This window comes from Flavobacterium anhuiense, assembly GCF_001705175.1.
Taxonomy (GTDB): Bacteria; Bacteroidota; Bacteroidia; order Flavobacteriales; family Flavobacteriaceae; genus Flavobacterium; species Flavobacterium anhuiense.
In genome coordinates, this window is sequence record NZ_CP016907.1 from 852,334 (window position 1) to 870,747 (window position 18,414).

An 18,414-nucleotide genomic window follows, 5' to 3' on the forward strand; every position below is an offset into this window, starting at 1 on the left:
CTTTGTCCCTTTGAACCTCTGCTCCTTTGAACCTTTGTTCCTCAGAACCTTTGCACCTTAAAAACTAAGATCCTCTCTGTCTCCTTCCTCCTTTTTTGCTTTCAGCAAAATTTCCAATTTTATAAGCTAAAGAAAACATCACATATCGTTTTAAAACTGTATTCTCTTCATCTCGAATAGAAGTTGGCGAAATGGTTCTTGTTGCACTTTGGTTTTGATTTAAAACATCGTACACTTTCACTTTAGCATAAAGTTTTTTATCTAAAAATCCGTAAGACAAACTTGTATTCCAAAGGAAGAAATCCTTTTTAAAATCGTCTGAAATATTCGAATTATAAGTATATCCAAAGTCATTTCCGAAAATTAAATTAGCAGGCCAATACGATGTTGTCTGCATATTAATTCTGTGAATTACGTTTGAAGTCGCGTCTCTTGAAAAATTTTCATATCGCGTTTCGTTGTATGATAAACTGTAAGATGGAGCAATAGAAAGCACTTCGCCATAATCATAAGAAGCATAAACACTTGGCGTAACTACAACCGATTTTGCATAATATAAAACCGCATTTGTAAATCCTTTATCAAAATTATAGTTACCGCTTAAACGCAACCCGTATCTTAAAGTGTGTGCATCTTTTTTAATCTGCTGATTCCAGTTTCCTCCAACCGAAGCCGAGTAAGTTCCTGAAATATTTACGTAAGTTGTATTTCTTTTTCCGCTATCATCATAAATCGAAGTAGAAACAATATCATTATTATAATAATCTCCTTTAAGAAATAAACTATAGCCAGAACGCGTTCTAAAATCAAAATTCTTAAAATCGATACCCGCAGTACTTTTTTCAATCGGATTAAGATTTGGGTTTCCGATTACGCTGTTTAACGGATTATTTAAATCTGCAACTGGCATTAATTGTGTTGCCGACGGAAGCGCATTAGAGTAATCGTATTTGAAAGTTAAGTTTTTAGAACGGTTAAATTTGTATCGAAGCTGGGCTGTTCCGTACGGAAGCATATATCTTTTATTCAGATCTGTAGCCTGATTTAAATAAAAGGAATGATTATCAAACTCTACAATTGATGTTCTCGAATTTACATTCAGCGTAAATTTACTTTTCTGCCAAGTAATCCCCACTTTTGGCGTAATCGAATTTTGTTTTGATGTGGTATAATTGGTCAGTGATAAGTTTAAATCTGAATATTCTTGCGAAGCATCATCAAAATTAAATGTCTTTTGATCGTTCATAGAACTCTGCCAATCAAAATCGGTTCCGAAACGCAATCTCAGCGAATCTGTCACAGGCTCTGTGTATTCTAAGTCAAGCGAATACGCATCGCTTTTTGATGTATTTTTTGCATTCTGATTTCTTTCATCATTTGGTTTATTATCTTGATAAAAAATAGTCTCAGAAATATTGATTCCGTTCGAATCATTTTTAGTGTTATTGTTATTAAAAACCACACTTAAATTTCGCGATTGTTTCTTAAAAGTTTTATTGAAATTAATGCTGTTTGCAAAACTTGTATTAGAACTTTCTGAATGAGATGTCGCGGTACTTTCGTTCAACGCATCGCCATTTTCATTTTCAGAAAAAGTCGAAGAAGAGGAATTGCTGTTTGATTCGGATAAATTCAATTTAGGAGCAAAAACAATCTGCATAGTTGGATTGATTTTGTATTCTAACTCGAAATTGACTTTATTTCCCGTGTTTTCATTTCTGGTTTTAGAATCGGCTTCAGTTAAAATATTCCCTGTTGGCAACAGACTAAGCTGATTCGATTTGCTATCATTTTTAGTCACGGCATTTGTAAAATTATAACTGCTCATAAACTCCAAATCTTTGGTCCAATCATCAGAATAATTAATTCCGGCCAAAGTAGATTGCGTAATTCCTTTTCCTCCACTGCTAGCGCCTTGACTTCCGCCTTTAGCATTTCGTCCGCCTCCCATATTATCAAAAACCTCATCCATAGAAAATCCAGTTGAATTGATATTGTTTGACGAGGCCAATACGCTTATTTTTTGTTTATTTTTAAAAAAGTTCATCATTAAACTGCTTTCATAGCGTTCGTCTGAACCATATCCTCCAAGCACTTTACCGAAATAGCCTTTATTTTTCTTTTCGTCAATGGTAATATTTATACTCGAATAATCTGAAGTCGATTCTTGTTTGGCCAGTTCTTCTTTTTTGGTTTTAAAATCAGAAACCTGAACTTTTTTAATAATATCAGCCGGAAGGTTTTTAATGGCAATAGCTCCATCTTTATCAAAAAATGCTTTTCCGTTGACTAAAACCTGATTGACTTCTCGCCCATTTACCGTAATTTTTCCGGTATTATCAACATCAAATCCTGGCAACTGTTTCAGTAATGTTTCCACATTTGCATCAGGACGCACTTTATAAGAGCCTGCATTAAATTCTAAAGTGTCTTTTTTAATGGTAATTGGCGGTGCTTCGCTTTTAATTACCACCTCATTTAAAACATTGGCGTTTTCAAGCATATACAGTTTTCCGAAATCTTTACTTTCTGTAAGCCCTTTTTGCTCTTCAAAATAGGCTTGGTATCCTGTATAATTTACTTTTAAGAAAACTGGCTTATCAAACTTTTTGGTATTGATAATAAAATTTCCGTTTTTATCGGTTGTAGCATATTCAATAATGGTTGAATCTTTTACTGCTGTGAAGTAAACCGTGGCGAGTTCAAGCGGAAGCTGCGAGTTAATATCGACTACGGTCCCTTTAATAACGATATTATTTTGGGCGTTTGCCGAATAAACAAAAGCTAAAAACAATAGAAATGAATAAATTCTGGTCATAAAATTAGGTTAGTTAGATCGGTAAGACTAAAAAAAACAGAAAAGGTTTAATTGTGTTTTTTACATTTAACCAAATATGATGCCAATACAAAAACCAATCTTTTAATAATCAAGACACCAAACATAAAAAAATCCCCTATTCAAGGGGATTTTTTTTTATTTTTCTCTGATGTAAATATCGATCGGAACTCCTGCAAAATCCCATTTCTCACGAATTTTATTCTCTAGGTATCGTTTATAAGGCTCTTTAACATATTGCGGCAAATTGGCAAAAAACACAAATTGCGGCGTTTGAGTTGGTAACTGCATGCAATATTTAATTTTTACATACTTCCCTTTCATTGCTGGTGGCGGATAAGATTCAATCACCTTCAACATATATTCGTTGAATTTTGAAGTTGGGATTCTCTGTTTTCTATTTTCGTAAACTTGAACTGTTGCTTCAAGCGCTTTCAACAAACGCTGTTTTGTTAAAGCAGAAACGAATAAAATTGGCACATCTGTAAAAGGCATCAATTCTTTTTTGATTTTCTCTTCGTAATCACGAGTTGACATGGTATCTTTTTCGACCAAATCCCATTTGTTTACCAAGATTACAACGCCTTTACGGTTTTTCTCCGCCAACCAGAAAATACTTTGATCCTGACCTTCAAATCCGCGTGTAGCGTCGATTACCAAAATACAAATGTCAGCATGTTCGATTGCTCTAACAGAACGCATTACAGAGTAAAACTCTAAATCTTCTTTTACTTTTGCTTTACGGCGAATTCCTGCAGTATCCACCAAATTAAATTCGAAACCAAAACGGTCAAATTTAGTATCAATAGCGTCACGAGTTGTTCCAGCAATATCAGTCACAATATAACGGTCTTTACCAATCAAGGCATTGATAAAACTAGATTTCCCAGCATTCGGACGACCTACAACTGCAAAACGAGGCAATTCAACTTCTGGTGTAACCGGCTCTGGTTTTTCTGGGAAAGCTTCAATTAAGGCATCCAATAAATCTCCTGTACCGCTTCCAGAGATACTTGCAAAAGTATAATAGTCACCTAAACCAAGGTTATAAAACTCTACAGCGTCTTTTTCACGCATAGCATTATCTACCTTATTTACAGCCAATAAAACTGGTTTTGTAACTTTACGAAGCAATTTTGCAACGGTTTCATCCATTGGCGTAATCCCTTCTTCAACATCAACCACAAAAATAATAACATCGGCTTCATCGATAGCAAGCTCTACCTGTTTACGGATTTCACCTTCGAAAATATCATCAGATCCTCGAACATATCCACCTGTATCAATGACAGAAAACTCTTTTCCGTTCCACTCGCTTTTACCATAGTTTCTATCACGGGTAACCCCAGATACTGAATCTACAATAGCTTCTCTTCTTTGTATCAGCCTATTAAAAAGGGTCGATTTCCCTACATTAGGTCTTCCTACTATCGCAACAATGTTATTACTCATTTTATTGAATTTTAGATTTTAGACTTTAGATTTCAGATTCTTAGCTTCCTAAAAACCTAATCACTTATAATCCAAAATGCTTTATTTAAATTTTTTGCAAAGGTAGTTAAAAAAAGTTGCTGAGATGCTAAGTTTCTTAGTACCTAAGTTTTTATTGTTTTTTTGTATAATTTTCAGGAGCTAATCCAGCTGTCCACTATATCTTTTGTGGCGAACCCCGCCACAAAAGGATACCGTTCCCATCTGGGCTAGGACACCTATTTTCAAAAGAACCTTTCGTTTAACGATTAAACATATCAACGATTAACCGATTAAACAAAAACTACTGATTATAACCAAATCGTTTCAGCATATTTGCGTTGCTTCTCCAATTTTTGTTCACTTTTACGTAAAGCTCAATGTGAATTTGTTTTCCGAAGAATTTCTCTAAATCAGCACGGGCATCGGTTCCGACTTTTTTCAAAGCTGCGCCTTTATGTCCAATAATGATTCCTTTTTGAGTGTCGCGTTCCACCATAATTACCGAACGGATTCTAATAATATTGTCTGTTTCATGAAATTCTTCTGTTACGATTTCAACTGCGTATGGAATTTCTTTTGCGTAATTCAATAAGATTTTCTCACGAATGGTTTCGTTGACAAAGAAACGCTCTGGTTTGTCTGTTAATTGGTCTTTTGGATAATAAGCTGGAGATTCTGGCAATAATTCGATAATTCTTCCGAAAACTTCTGGAACGTTGAAATTCTGCAAAGCCGAAATTGGGAAAATTTCTGCATTTGGCACTTTCTCTTTCCAGAAAGTAACTTGCTGTTCTAATTGTTCTTGGTTTGAATTGTCAATTTTATTTAAAAGCAATAAAACCGGAATCTTAGCATGAATGATTTTCTTGAAGAAGTCTTCGTCTTTCAAGTCCTGCTCCCCTATTTCGACCATGTAGATTAAAATGTCAGCATCTTCAAAAGCCGATTTTACAAAGTTCATCATCGATTCCTGCATTTCGTATGCTGGTTTAATGATTCCAGGAGTATCAGACAAAACCAATTGAAAGTCTTCTCCGTTTACGATTCCTAGAATTCTATGACGTGTAGTTTGTGCTTTTGATGTAATGATCGACAATCGTTCTCCAACGAAAGCGTTCATCAATGTTGATTTTCCAACATTTGGATTTCCGATAATATTTACGAAACCTGCTTTATGTGACATTTGCATGATATTTTAAGATGCAAAGGTAGTCATATCAACTCAATACAGAAAATAAAACATTTTTTAAAGTTTTCGTTGGATTTTTAAAAAATCGACGTATCTTTGCACCCGAAACATCGCGGGATAGAGCAGTAGGCAGCTCGTCGGGCTCATAACCCGAAGGTCACAGGTTCGAGTCCTGTTCCCGCTACTAAGACAAAAGCTTCAGAGAAATCTGAAGCTTTTTTGTTTTCTACCAAAAACGCATCCATGGCTTCTCCCGATTTAACAAAAAAAAGCTTATTTACAAAAGTGTTTTGATTTTAGAAATTAAATGCTAAATTAGCTATCTATCATCCTCTTATTTAAATATTTGCCTATTTATTCTCATTAGAAAATCCAAATATAATCTCGTTGTGTTTAATGGCAATAGACAAACAAAATAACACCTCGTTAATTACCTTTATAGATACCGAAATCGAATCGGCTAAAGGTAAAATCCTTGATATAGGTGCAATTAAAGAAGATGGTAATCGCTTTCATAGTGTTTCCCTAGGAAATTTTACCCAGTTTCTGAAAGGAAGCGAGTATATCTGTGGTCACAATATCTTAAATCATGATATTAAATTTATTGACCAAACTATCAATGAAGCTGGTGTTCCTCCTAGAAACATAATTGATACATTACATTTATCTCCCCTACTATTTCCAACAAAACCTTACCATGCTTTATTAAAAGATGATAAACTTCAGACAGAAGAACTTAATAATCCATTAAACGATTCCATTAAGGCTCGTGATTTATTTAATGGTGAAGTTGCCGCTTTTTCACAAATTGATGAAGTACTTAAAGAAATTTTTTATTCTCTTTTACATCCCACAAAAGAATTTGGTGCTTTTTTTCGTTTTATAAATTATAAGAGTACTAGATCCAATTTGGAAGCGCAGATTAGATTAAAATTCCAAGGTGAAATTTGCGAACACTCAAATATTAGCAAAATAAAGGCTGAACATCCCATTGAATTGGCTTACTGCCTATCGCTTATTAATTCATTTATAGTTCACAGAAACGTTTACTCCATTACGCCTCCCTGGGTTCTAAAGAACTATCCTGAGGTAGAAAGCATAATGTTATTATTACGAAGCAAACCTTGCATAACTGGATGCAATTATTGCAATAATGCTCTGAACATCCACAAAGGGTTAAAAAAATTTTTTGGTTTTGATTCTTATCGCACTTATGGAGGCGAACCTCTTCAAGAAAAAGCTGTTAATGCAGCTGTAAATAATAAGTCGGTTCTGGCTGTTTTTCCAACTGGCGGAGGAAAATCAATTACTTTTCAAGTTCCAGCACTTATGAGTGCCGAAAACTCAAAAGGACTAACTATTATAATTTCTCCACTCCAGTCTTTAATGAAAGATCAAGTTGACAACCTTGAAAAAAATGGAATAACGCAAGCGGTAACTATTAATGGACTATTAGACCCAATTGAAAGAGCAAAATCATTTGAAAGAATTGAAGATGGCTCTGCTTCTATTCTATACATTTCACCTGAATCTCTTCGCTCAAAGACTATCGAGAAGTTAATTTTAGGAAGAAAAATAGCCCGTTTTGTAATTGATGAAGCTCATTGTTTTTCATCATGGGGACAAGATTTCAGGGTTGATTATCTATATATTGGCGATTTTATAAAATTAATTCAAGAAAAGAAAAATCTAGACGAAGGTATACCAGTATCCTGCTTTACCGCAACAGCCAAACAAAAGGTAATTGAAGACATAAGAGACTATTTTAGAGAAAAATTATCAATCGAACTTGAATTATTTACATCAAAAGCATCAAGAACTAATCTTCAGTATAGAGTTTTTGAAAAGCAAAATGAAGAAGAAAAATATTTGGCTACGAGAGACTTAATTGAAGAGAAAAACTGTCCAACAATTATTTATGTATCCAGAACACTTAAAGCCAATAAGTTAGCTGACCAGCTATTAAAAGATGGCTTTAATGCTAAACCATACCATGGGAAAATGGACAAAAAGGAGAAGAATGAAAACCAGAATTCCTTTTTAAATGGCGAAACTCAAATTATGGTAGCCACTTCTGCATTTGGTATGGGAGTAGACAAAAAAGATATAGGGTTAGTCATTCATTATGAAATCTCCGATTCGCTCGAAAATTATGTTCAAGAAGCTGGACGTGCAGGCAGGGATGAAAATATATCAGGCGATTGTTTTGTATTGTTTAATGAGGAAGACCTCAGCAAACATTTTATTCTTCTTAACCAAACCAAACTTTCTATAAAAGAAATCCAGCAGGTCTGGAAAGCAATAAAGGATATTACTAGATTTCGATCTAAGGTATCTAATTCTGCATTAGAAATTGCCCGAAAAGCAGGTTGGGATGATAATGTTGCAGAAATTGAAACACGTGTAACTACAGCAATAGCAGCCTTGGAAGATGCAGGTTATTTAAAGCGTGGACAGAACATGCCAAGGGTGTTTGCAAGCAGCATTTTATCTAAAAATGCACAGGAAGCTATTAACAAAATAGAAGCTTCGAAAAAATTTGAAGAAAAGCAAAAGGAACAAGGTGTACGCATTATGAAAAAACTCTTTTCTAGTAAAAGCAGAAAAGAAACTAACAGCGAAACTCCAGAATCGAGAGTAGACTATATTAGTGATCATTTAGGCATTGTACGAGAAGAAGTCATCAATATTATAAGCTTATTGCGAGAAGAAAATATTCTGGCCGATGCCAAAGATTTGACTGCATTTATAAAAAATACAGACAATAAAAATCGGTCTTTAGCCATTGTAGAGTCATACAGCAAAATTGAAAAGTTTTTATTGTCGATATTAAAAGAAGATGAGAGTATTTTTCATTTGAAAGAATTAAATGAGTTTGCTGAAAAAGTGGGCTGTGAAGGTGTAAACACCAATAAAATAAAAACGATAATTAACTTTTGGTCTATTAAAAACTGGATTAAAAGAAAAAACTTAGATCATTTTAAGAACCATATTGCAATACTTTGCCTTCAAAGCAAGAAGCAATTAACTGATAAACTTGAAATACGATACGAACTTGCAAAGTTTATTGTTGACTTCTTTTTTAACAAAACCAGTTCCGAAACTGCAAAAAACCAGACAGATAAAGATGAAATTTTGGTCGAGTTTTCAGTACACGAACTAAAAGTTGCTTATGATAACAGCTCCAATCTTTTCAAAAAAGAAATAACTATTTATGACATTGAAGATACATTATTCTATCTTTCGCGCATCGAAGCAATAAAGATCGAAGGCGGTTTTCTTGTGGTTTATAATGCTTTAACAATCGAGCGAACTGAACAGGATAATAAAAAACGATATACTAAAGACGATTATCAAAAACTCAATCAATTTTATGAAAGCAAAGTCCAGCAAATTCACATAGTGGGCGAATATGCTCAAAGAATGATTAATGATTACAAAAATGCACTTCAGTTTGTAGAAGATTATTTTCAGCTCAACTACAGTTCCTTTTTAAATAAATATTTTAAAGGAAGCGAAAGACAGAACGAGATTAAAAGAAATATTACTCCAGCAAAATTTAGACAGCTATTTGGAGAACTTTCTCCCGCACAATTAAAAATTATAAAAGACAATGAAACACAACATATCGTTGTTGCTGCAGGTCCAGGCAGTGGCAAAACGAAGGTATTGGTCCATAAATTGGCTTCGCTATTGTTAATGGAAGATGTAAAACATGAACAATTGCTCATGTTGACGTTCTCAAGAGCTGCCGTTATCGAATTTAAAAAGCGTTTATTAAAGCTTATAGGTAATGCAGCCAATTTTATCGAAATTAAGACATTTCATTCTTATTGTTTTGATCTTTTAGGCAAGGTTGGCACTTTAGAAAAATCTACCGATATTTTAAACACTACAGTCGAAAAAATTAAAAACGGTGATGTTGAAACTAATAAAATAACTAAAACTGTTTTGGTCATTGACGAAGCCCAAGATATGAATTCTGATGAGTTTGCACTAATAAACGCTTTGCTTGAGCAGAATGAGGATATGAGAGTTATTGCAGTTGGAGATGATGATCAAAATATTTATGAATTTAGAGGCGCGAGTTCTAAATATCTTGAACAGTTCATCTATCAAAATAAAGCAATAAAACATGAATTGGTCGAAAATTATCGCAGCAAAAACAATTTGGTTATGTTTACAAATCAATTTGTTCAACAAATCCAGCACCGTCTAAAAGAAACACAAATTATTGCAAATCAAACTGATAATGGAAAAATCAAGATTGTTACGCACCAAAATGGCAATTTGATAACACCTTTGGTACACGACGTATGCAACGCAGATCTTTCTGGAACTACTTGTGTAATTACGAAAACTAACGAAGAAGCTATAAAAGTTGCAGGATTGCTTTTAAAAAATGGCATAATGGCAAAATTAATACAATCTAATGATGGTTTTAATTTGTCCAATCTTGTTGAAGTTAGATTTTTATTGAATGAAATAGATTCAGAATCGGGTGTTTACACCATTAGTGATGAAATTTGGGATAAGGCAAAAATTGAGTTAAATAACACTTTCCGCAAAAGCAACAAACTGGAGATTTGTCAGAATATCATAAAAGATTTTGAAACTACTAATCCTAATAGAAAATACAAATCTGATTTGGAAGTTTTAATTAGGGAATCTAAATTGGAGGATTTTTATAGTGAAAATGGCGAAACAATTTTTGTATCAACCATTCATAAAGCTAAAGGAAAAGAGTTTGACAATGTATATCTCTTACTTGAAAACTTTAATGCAATTACAGATGAAGCTAAACGTCAATTGTACGTAGCCATGACTCGAGCCAAACGCAATCTAAATATCCATTTAAATGGAGATTATCTCAATTTTTTAACTGCTGAAAATCTTGAACATAAAAATGATCTTGAAATTTATATGCCTCCTGATAAAATTGCTGTTCATGCAACCTTAAAAGATATTTGGCTTGACTTCTTTATAGAAAGACAAACTTTAGTTTCCCAACTCACGTGTGGAGAAATACTTTTTGTTGAAAGTAACGAATGCTTAAACTCAAGTGGTCAATCTGTGTTGAAATTCTCAAAACATTTCATTGAGAAAATCGAAATAATGAAATCAAAACAGTACGAATTAAAAAGCGCGAAGGTAAATTTCATATTGCATTGGTTTAAAGAAGAAACTGCACAGGATATCAAAGTTATATTACCTGAGCTTTATTTTGAAATTAATAGACATCATTAAAAATGAGATATTCTTTATTACAAGCCAACTAAAAATAAAAACAGATTCAGTTTTTTCTAGAGCTGCTTTATTGCACAATACTAAATCTATTTGTTAACATTTCATCTATCAAAAGCAATCTTTCTAGTTTTAGGCGAATTATAAACACAAGCTAAAATAACGAAAAACAAGCTACATAAGGAAGATAGCGATCTTATGTTATTCCAAAAGTTCCAACGGTCTTCGAAGATATTTCTCATTTGCTTCGCACTTGCATTTGTGGTATTTGTAAGGTCAAACAACTCCAGTTTATTATTCAGAGGAACGTTTACAAACGCCGTTACAGCAAACACACCAAGCGAATAAAATAGTGTAGCTGTCAAGAGCAAAAGAAACCACGGCTGTTTGTAGTGAACAAAACTGGTAATTGGGAGCATAATCAACGTTCCAAAAAAACAAATGAAAAATGGTATATTCTGAATCTCTCGATTGATGTTCTGCATGGCATTTAGAAATTCCTTATCGTTTAGTTTTCCCAATCCTAAGCTCACCGAAATCGAGTACGAAAAGAAAAGCCCAGCCATTAATGCTGTTGTCGTTGCCGTAATAATTAGTAGAATATTTGATGCTCTCATTTTAATTGGAAATGCTAACGGTTCTTTTTAAATATTCATTGGTATTTAGTTGACGTATCATAAAATCTGCAACTTCTTTACGGGCAATTTTCAGATTGAGTTTTTTATAACTTCCGTCAAAACCTATGCGATACGTATTGGTAATTTGGTCATCCGTAAAAGCACTTGGTCTAACAATTGTATAATCCAAATTACTGTCCAAAATATATTTTTCTTGCAATTTATGGTCTTGAAATGCTCTTTTTAGCAACATTCCGAACATAACGTGTTTCCAGATAAAATTAAGATTTCCATAGCTTTCGCCCAAGCCGAGAGTCGTTTGGCAAATCAGCCTATTTAATCCTTTTTTTCTCATGGCTTCAATAATGTTTTTTGTTCCTTCTGCACGTATTTTACCTTTTCTACCATCGCCTAAGGCACAAAAAACTGCTTCTTGATTCTGCAAGGCGTTTTCAACATCATTCAAACTCAAAACATCACCCACATGAATGTGAAGGTTAGGATGAGAAATGCTTTGTAGTTTTTGAGGATCACGAACAAAAGCTGTTACTTCATCACCATTTTTTAATGCTTGTTTTACGATTTCAATGCCAACTGTACCTGTGGCTCCAAAGATTATAACTTTCATTGTATCAATATTTAAGATTAGTGATACAAAATTGCAATAGATAAATGTCCTAAAATAGAATAAAAGCGACAGTGATAATTATTTCTCAAATGATTTTGGAGTTTTACCAGTAAAAGCTTTAAAAACTTTTATAAAATGAGATTGATCTGAAAACCCATTCTGATATACAATGTCGGTATGTTTTTCATAATCTTTAACTGTCAATTGATCTAATGAGGCTTGAAATTGGATAATCTTGGCAAATTGCTTGGGAGTAAGCCCTGTTTCAGTTAGAAATCTTCGCTCAAAGGTGCGAATATTGAACTTTAATTTACCAGCAATCGAGCGTATACTTTCTTGACCTTTTGTTTGAAAAATGTATTCTATACCTTGCCGTATTTCAAAATCAAGGTTTTCCTTTTTCTTTTCAAAATACCGTAAAAGCAATTTTGATATAATTTCAATTTTATCTTTTACGCTTTCGCTCAATTCTAATTGTTTTTTAAGCCAGCTTATATCTTCTTCAGTATCATCAAAGTAGTAACAATTGTCATTTATGCTCTGGGGCTGTATATCGAAAAATGTCTTCAAAACGTAGGGATACAACTGAAAAACGATAATAAGAAATGCGCCAGAAATCTCAAGCTCAATTGGCAAAATGGTTTGGCCATAAAGAAAAACTTCTGGCATCTTTTTATCATGAGGTTTTACGATCAATCCGTGATCAGTTTGCTGAAACATCAAACCTGGACAACCATCTGCAAAAAAAGGCAATGTTGTATGTATATTTTTATTTTCATTTTCAAACACCCATATATTTTTCACAAAAAGAGAAATAGAGTCTTCGGGAACAATACTTTGATAGTTCATATTATTGTGATTACCGATTTTATATATATCAAATATCTGAAAATTTTCCAAAACGCAAATTTCGAGACATTTATGAAGCTTTTCAACTGTCAACAGCAGTTACACTAAAGCAATCTGATTATTCAGAACTAGCTATTTTACAATAACCTAAAAAACACAGTCTTCAAAAATATTTTTTTTCTATCTTCCCAAAATAAAATCATATAAAATGAGCCAACTGTTTTCAATAAAAAAATCATTTTTATTCAGCTTCATTGTACTAACCAGCTATTTTTTAGTTTCTTTCCATATCAAAAACGAAGAACAGAGCACTTCTTATAAAACCAAAAAAGTGCTGATTTTTTCTAAAACCAATGGCTTCAGACATGAAAGCATTCCCTCCGGAATTGCAGCGATAAAAAAACTGGGACAAGAAAATCATTTTATTGTAGACGCTACTGAAGACTCTCTGGCAATTAATTCCAAAAACTTAAAACAATACCAAGCCGTTATATTTTTAAGTGCCTCAGGTCATGTTTTAGGCGAAAATCAAAAATTGGCTTTACAAAAATTCATAGAAAACGGAAATGGTTTTGTCGGCATTCATTCGGCTACAAACTGCGAACCAGATTGGTCTTGGTACACCCAAATGATCGGCGGAATTTTTGAAGGGCATCCTGAACCACAAAATGCAAAACTTATCATTGTAAATCATGAACATGAGTCTACAAAGCATCTTCCGTCAATTTGGGAACGAAAAGACGAATGGTACAATTTTAAATATTTGAATCCAGACGTAAATGTGCTTATAAAAATTGATGAATCTTCATATAAAGGCGGCAAGCATGGCGATAAACATCCTCTGGCATGGTATCATGAATATGATGGTGGCAGAGTATTTTACACTGCTTTAGGACACAGCTCTGAAAGTTATAGCGATCCTCTTTTTGTACAGCATTTACTCGGAGGAATTACCTATGCTTTAGGGAAATAGTTTATACAAAATTATACATCAAAAAAGATGAAATAATCAAATTTGTGTAAGGCATAATTTTCTAAACTAATAAGGAAAGCTTCAGATTTCTCTGAAGCTTTTTTTTACTTGAATAAATACTGTCCAATTGTATGCAAGCATTTAGTTTATTAGAAAATTTTACAAAAGATCTTTTACATGCATTTAATCGTACCGCCATCTACCCTAATGGTAGCTCCACTAATGTAATTAGCATAAGTACTACAGAGATATGCAACTGTACCAGCAATTTCTTCAGGCTCTCCAAATCGTCCAGTATCATTTGGAATTAACTGTTCTACAGCCTTAGATTTTATTTCTTCTAAATTTGTCCCCCAATTAAACTTAGGTGCAGAATTTACAAGCCAATCTTCAACCATAGGATTTATAATTGCTCCAGGAGAAACAATATTTGAGGTTATTCCAGTTTCTTTCAATGATCTCGCAAGTGAGACAGAAAGATTATGTCTTGCAGCAAGGGTCGCATTATAATGTGGCTGCTCCTTAATAGGCTGTATGCCTAGCCCTCCACCGATATGAATAACTCGTCCCCAACCTAATGTTTTCATCTGCGGCACTATACGCTGAATCATTCTTACATATGAAACGACATTATTGTTATAAATTTCAGCCCAATCATCTGCTGTTGCTTCGCCCCAAGATTTATGGGATGTTGCCCCTGCGTTGTTAATTAAAATATCAATTTGACCATTTTTAAGAGCTGCAGAAGCAACCTCATCAGCTCCACTATCGGTACTAATATCTCCTAAAGCTATTTCAGCACTTCCTCCATTGCTAATAATTTCCTGACACACAACATTAGCACGATCTTTATTTCTACCATGAATTATAACAGTCGCTCCTTCATTTGCCAACATTTTAACTATTGATTCGCCAAGTCCCGAACTTGAGCCCGTTACAAGCGCTCTTTTGCCTTTTAATTTTAAATCCATTTTATCTATAATTAATTATTCTTATTTTTTTGTAAAGGAGATATACCAAATTCTTTTTTGTATGCGTAAGAGAAATGAGACATATTAACAAAACCTATTTCTAAGTAAATGTCACTTGGGCTATGCTTGCAATTTTCTATTAAGTATCTTGCTTCAGAAAGCCGTTTTTTAGTAAGCCATCTGCTTGGAGTAATCTTAAACAATTTCGCAAAATCTCTTTTAAAGCCTGACAAACTACGCCCAGTTAGAAAGGCAAATTTTTCCAATGGAACATTATATCTATAGTGGCCATTCATAAAACCTTCTAAATCCAGTTTTCCGGGCTCATTAAATTCAAACAGCATTTGCTTAATTTCAGGATCAATATCCGCAAGTATTAAAACCAGTTCTTTAATTTTAATTCGTAAAGTTTCACTGTCAACCTCTTTTCTTTGGGCATATTCACTGAATAGAGCTACAGATTTTTTCAACATGCTATCTGCCCTGATAATCTTCACTCCTTCACCATGAAATCTTTCTGATTTAAAACCGATTTCTTTCGAAATTTCTTTAAGAGTATTTTGGTCAAAATGAATAGCTATTGACTTGAAACCGTCAGCCTCTGTATGCTTAATCGATTTTGTTAATTGATTTCTTCTAAAGAAGCGGTAATCACCAGCAGTAAAAGTATATTTCTTATGTCCTATCCATACATCGTGTCTGCCACTTATGATATAACTAAAGATGTGATCGGACACAAAAGCTTCACTTTCGACATTATCTCCCAAATAGAAGTTATGCATAACCTTTGGCTCTGAAAGAGTTTGATCCTTTTTTGATTCCATTTTCTCCTTATTTTTATCTGATACAAATTTCTTAAATATATTAATCTGCTACTTTGTTCAAACGTCCAAATAATTTGTAGTGGCCAAAAAATATTTTCCCTAAATGATGCATAACAAGTAGGTTATATATTTGGGTTTCCTGCTACTAAATCAAAAAGCTTCAAATTTCTCTGAGGCTTTTTTATAAACATACTTTATCGAAATAAAACCCGTTATTGCTTTACAATTATTTAATATTATGTTTTCTCAATAACTGATTTTATATTATTAAATGTTTTCTTAAATTCGCAATTCCGTAATGAAACCATTTGTTTTCATTCTAAAATTGTGATTTTCACATCAATACCGCAAAAACAACTTTATAATCTTTTAAAAACAAATTATACTATAATTACAATTCAACACAATGCTTAAAAAACACAACCCCAAATTTTTAGTTTTTACTCTTTTAACTTTATTTTTTTCTGTCACTGCATTTTCTCAAAAAAGTGTTTATGCTGGAATCGAAATTGGTCGTAGAGCCATAAAAGTTTCTGTTATTGATGTAAACAACATCAGAAAAGCAGATTATAAAATTCTTTCTTTCTGGACCGAAAGAATTCCGTTTGCTGATCATATTACTGCTAATGGCGAACTTACTCAAGAAGACATTACTAAAACTACTGTAACGGTTACCAACCAATTACAGAAAATTAGAACTGAAAATAAACTCCTTGAAGAAAACATCTTTATTGTAGCGGCTCCTGTTTTTGCATCTGCTCGTAATTTAGATGTGCTAAAAAACAAGATTGCTCTTTTAACTGGAAAACAATTAGAGGTATTAGATGTTAACGAAGAAGCAAAAACGCTTGTAAAAGGTGCTATTCCTCCTGTTGATTTTGCTAATGCTTTCCTTCTTGATATTGGTGCTCAAACTACAAAAGGAGGTTATATCGACGAACTTAAAGATGGTAAATTAGAATTTGTTCCGTTAGAACTTAATTTCGGAACCATGACTCTTACTGATGCTGTAGAAAAAACAGTGGTAAACAAAAGCCAAGTAAACGACATGTCGACTTATCAAGAAAAATCTTTTGATTATAATGTCATTCTACGTAAAAAGACTAAAGAATTATTTGATGCCAACCCTCCTTTAGCTAAAAAGGATAAATTATATTTATCTGGTGGAGCTGTTTGGGCGTTTTCAACTCTTTTTTATGACGAAAATGTTAATAAAGATCATTACGTTGCTTTAACGCTTCAAGATGTTATAGATTATGACGCTATTCTTAAAAACAACTTTAGTAAGTTTACCAACCTTGCAAAAACAAACAAAGAAGCCGCAAGAGTTTTAAGCACTTATGACCAAAAATATTTGATTTCTGCAAATAACATCCTTGTAACTTGTCTTGAAAGTATTCCAGACTACGCAACAAAGAAAATTTACTTTGTAAAAGAAGGGCAAGTAATCTGGTTGATCTCTTATATTGCTGACCGTTCGAAAAAAATAAATACTAACTTCTAGAAGTATTTTTTAAAATTTTATAAGCCTCGGAGAAATCTGAGGCTTTTTTTTCCTTCCATTTCGCGTAATATATTTCAAAATGGTTGCAACTTATAATTTGCAACCATTTTTGCCATCCAAAGAAGCGTAGTTTTTCTTTTAAACTCTAATTTTAAAATCAAAAAAAATCTTATATGAAATAAAACCACCCGATTATGAAAAATTTAACCGCTTTTTTTATTATTGCCCTTTTAGCAATAACGGCTTGCAAAAAAGAAAAATCAAACAGTGATTCTGAAGCATTAAAAGATTCGACTGCTGTAAAAACAGATTCTTTGGCACAGAAAAATAGCACTACTGTAACAGCAGCAAATTTTAACCGTGCAGAAACCGATCTTTATTTTTCAACATCTGTCAAAGAATCAGGTGGTGTTGGAAACATGCACCATTACAAAACACTAATGCCAATTGACAAACAGAGTGTTATTCGTGCCAATCGTGATGTTTTGTATTCTTCTGGCGTTTTTGATCTCGATGCAGGGCCTGTAACCATAACGCTTCCTAACCCAGGAAAACGTTTTATGTCTATGCAAACAATCGACGAAGATCAATATTCTGAAACCTATTATGCCCCTGGAACTTTTACCTTTACTAAAGAGAAAGTCGGCACACGTTACTTGATGTTAGCTATTCGAACATTTATTGATCCAAATAATCCTAAAGATCTTCCTGTTGTAACTGGTCTTCAAGACGCTATTAAAATTGACCAGAAAGAAAAAGGAACATTTGATATTCCAAATTGGGATCAGGCGAGTCAGAAGAAAGTTCGCGATTCTTTAATTGAGGTTTCTAAAAAATTGTCTGACACCAAAGGAATGTTTGGCCCAAGGGGAAAAGTCGACGAAACCCGCCATTTGCTTGGAAGCGCTACCGGTTGGGGCGGAAATCCTGAAAAAGATGCGCTGTATCTTTCTGTAAATCCGAAAAAAAATGACGGAAAAACAGTTTATAAACTTAAAATAAAAAATGTTCCTGTCGATGGTTTTTGGTCTGTTAGTGTATACAATAAAACGGGTTATTTTGAGAAAAACGATCTGAATATGTATACTTTAAACAATATTACGGCAAAAAAAGATGCCGACGGATCAATCACCATACAATTTGGGGGCTGTGACGGAAAAACACCAAACTGTATTCCAGTTACTGATGGCTGGAATTATTGGGTGAGATTATATCGTCCGCATAAAGAAATACTTAACGGTACTTGGAAATTTCCTGAGGCTGTTGAGGTTAGATAAAATATAGTATTATAAAAGGTGAAAGCTCT

12 protein-coding genes and 1 tRNA gene are annotated in these 18,414 nt (G+C 33.5%); 5 read left to right on the forward strand and 8 right to left on the reverse strand.

Annotation, left to right across the window (positions count from 1 at the left end):
• Positions 1–64: 64 nt before the first annotated feature.
• The 3 genes from BB050_RS03510 to era form a co-directional block, all read right to left on the reverse strand.
• Entirely contained in the window at positions 65–2,818 is a 2,754-nt protein-coding gene (locus BB050_RS03510; protein WP_066032628.1) for an outer membrane beta-barrel protein, read from the reverse strand.
• 156 nt (positions 2,819–2,974) lie between these two features.
• Positions 2,975–4,288 (reverse strand): ribosome biogenesis GTPase Der, encoded by a 1,314-nt coding sequence (gene der / locus BB050_RS03515; protein ID WP_008467015.1) that lies wholly within the window; start codon positions 4,286–4,288, stop codon positions 2,975–2,977.
• 322 nt (positions 4,289–4,610) lie between these two features.
• A complete protein-coding gene (gene era / locus BB050_RS03520; protein WP_066032629.1) occupies positions 4,611–5,492 on the reverse strand; it encodes a GTPase Era in 882 nt (293 codons plus the stop codon).
• A gap of 117 nt (positions 5,493–5,609) precedes the next feature.
• Between era and BB050_RS03525 the strand changes: the two genes are divergently transcribed.
• Together BB050_RS03525 and BB050_RS03530 are read left to right on the forward strand one after the other, a co-directional pair.
• Positions 5,610–5,682: transfer RNA gene (locus BB050_RS03525), tRNA-Met, on the forward strand.
• Between the two features lie 212 nt (positions 5,683–5,894).
• Positions 5,895–10,745 carry a RecQ family ATP-dependent DNA helicase gene (locus tag BB050_RS03530; RefSeq protein WP_066032630.1) on the forward strand — a complete coding sequence of 1,617 codons (4,851 nt, stop codon included), beginning with the start codon at positions 5,895–5,897 and terminating at the stop codon, positions 10,743–10,745.
• Between the two features lie 101 nt (positions 10,746–10,846).
• On the opposite strand, the gene BB050_RS03535 is transcribed toward BB050_RS03530, so the two are convergent.
• The 3 genes from BB050_RS03535 to BB050_RS03545 form a co-directional block, all read right to left on the reverse strand.
• Positions 10,847–11,359: an anthrone oxygenase family protein gene (locus tag BB050_RS03535; protein ID WP_066032631.1), complete on the reverse strand. Its 513-nt coding sequence runs from the start codon at positions 11,357–11,359 to the stop codon at positions 10,847–10,849.
• 1 nt (position 11,360) lies between these two features.
• Positions 11,361–11,987 carry an NAD(P)-dependent oxidoreductase gene (locus tag BB050_RS03540; RefSeq protein ID WP_066032632.1) on the reverse strand — a complete coding sequence of 209 codons (627 nt, stop codon included), beginning with the start codon at positions 11,985–11,987 and terminating at the stop codon, positions 11,361–11,363.
• Between the two features lie 78 nt (positions 11,988–12,065).
• Positions 12,066–12,887, reverse strand: coding sequence for a helix-turn-helix domain-containing protein (locus tag BB050_RS03545; RefSeq protein ID WP_236940414.1), 822 nt, complete (start codon positions 12,885–12,887; stop codon positions 12,066–12,068).
• Between the two features lie 157 nt (positions 12,888–13,044).
• Between BB050_RS03545 and BB050_RS03550 the strand changes: the two genes are divergently transcribed.
• Positions 13,045–13,809 carry a ThuA domain-containing protein gene (locus BB050_RS03550; RefSeq protein WP_066032633.1) on the forward strand — a complete coding sequence of 255 codons (765 nt, stop codon included), beginning with the start codon at positions 13,045–13,047 and terminating at the stop codon, positions 13,807–13,809.
• A 173-nt stretch (positions 13,810–13,982) separates the two neighbouring features.
• Here the strand turns inward: BB050_RS03550 and BB050_RS03555 are convergent, their stop codons facing one another.
• Positions 13,983–14,780: an SDR family NAD(P)-dependent oxidoreductase gene (locus BB050_RS03555; RefSeq protein WP_066032634.1), complete on the reverse strand. Its 798-nt coding sequence runs from the start codon at positions 14,778–14,780 to the stop codon at positions 13,983–13,985.
• A gap of 11 nt (positions 14,781–14,791) precedes the next feature.
• Positions 14,792–15,604 (reverse strand): helix-turn-helix domain-containing protein, encoded by an 813-nt coding sequence (locus tag BB050_RS03560; protein WP_066032635.1) that lies wholly within the window; start codon positions 15,602–15,604, stop codon positions 14,792–14,794.
• Positions 15,605–16,010: 406 nt separating this feature from the next.
• On the opposite strand from BB050_RS03560, the gene BB050_RS03565 reads away from it, so the two are divergent.
• Positions 16,011–17,108: an exopolyphosphatase gene (locus BB050_RS03565; RefSeq protein WP_066032636.1), complete on the forward strand. Its 1,098-nt coding sequence runs from the start codon at positions 16,011–16,013 to the stop codon at positions 17,106–17,108.
• 194 nt (positions 17,109–17,302) lie between these two features.
• On the forward strand, positions 17,303–18,385 hold the full coding sequence (locus BB050_RS03570) for a DUF1214 domain-containing protein (RefSeq protein WP_066032637.1): 1,083 nt from the start codon (positions 17,303–17,305) through the stop codon (positions 18,383–18,385).
• Positions 18,386–18,414 lie beyond the last annotated feature (29 nt).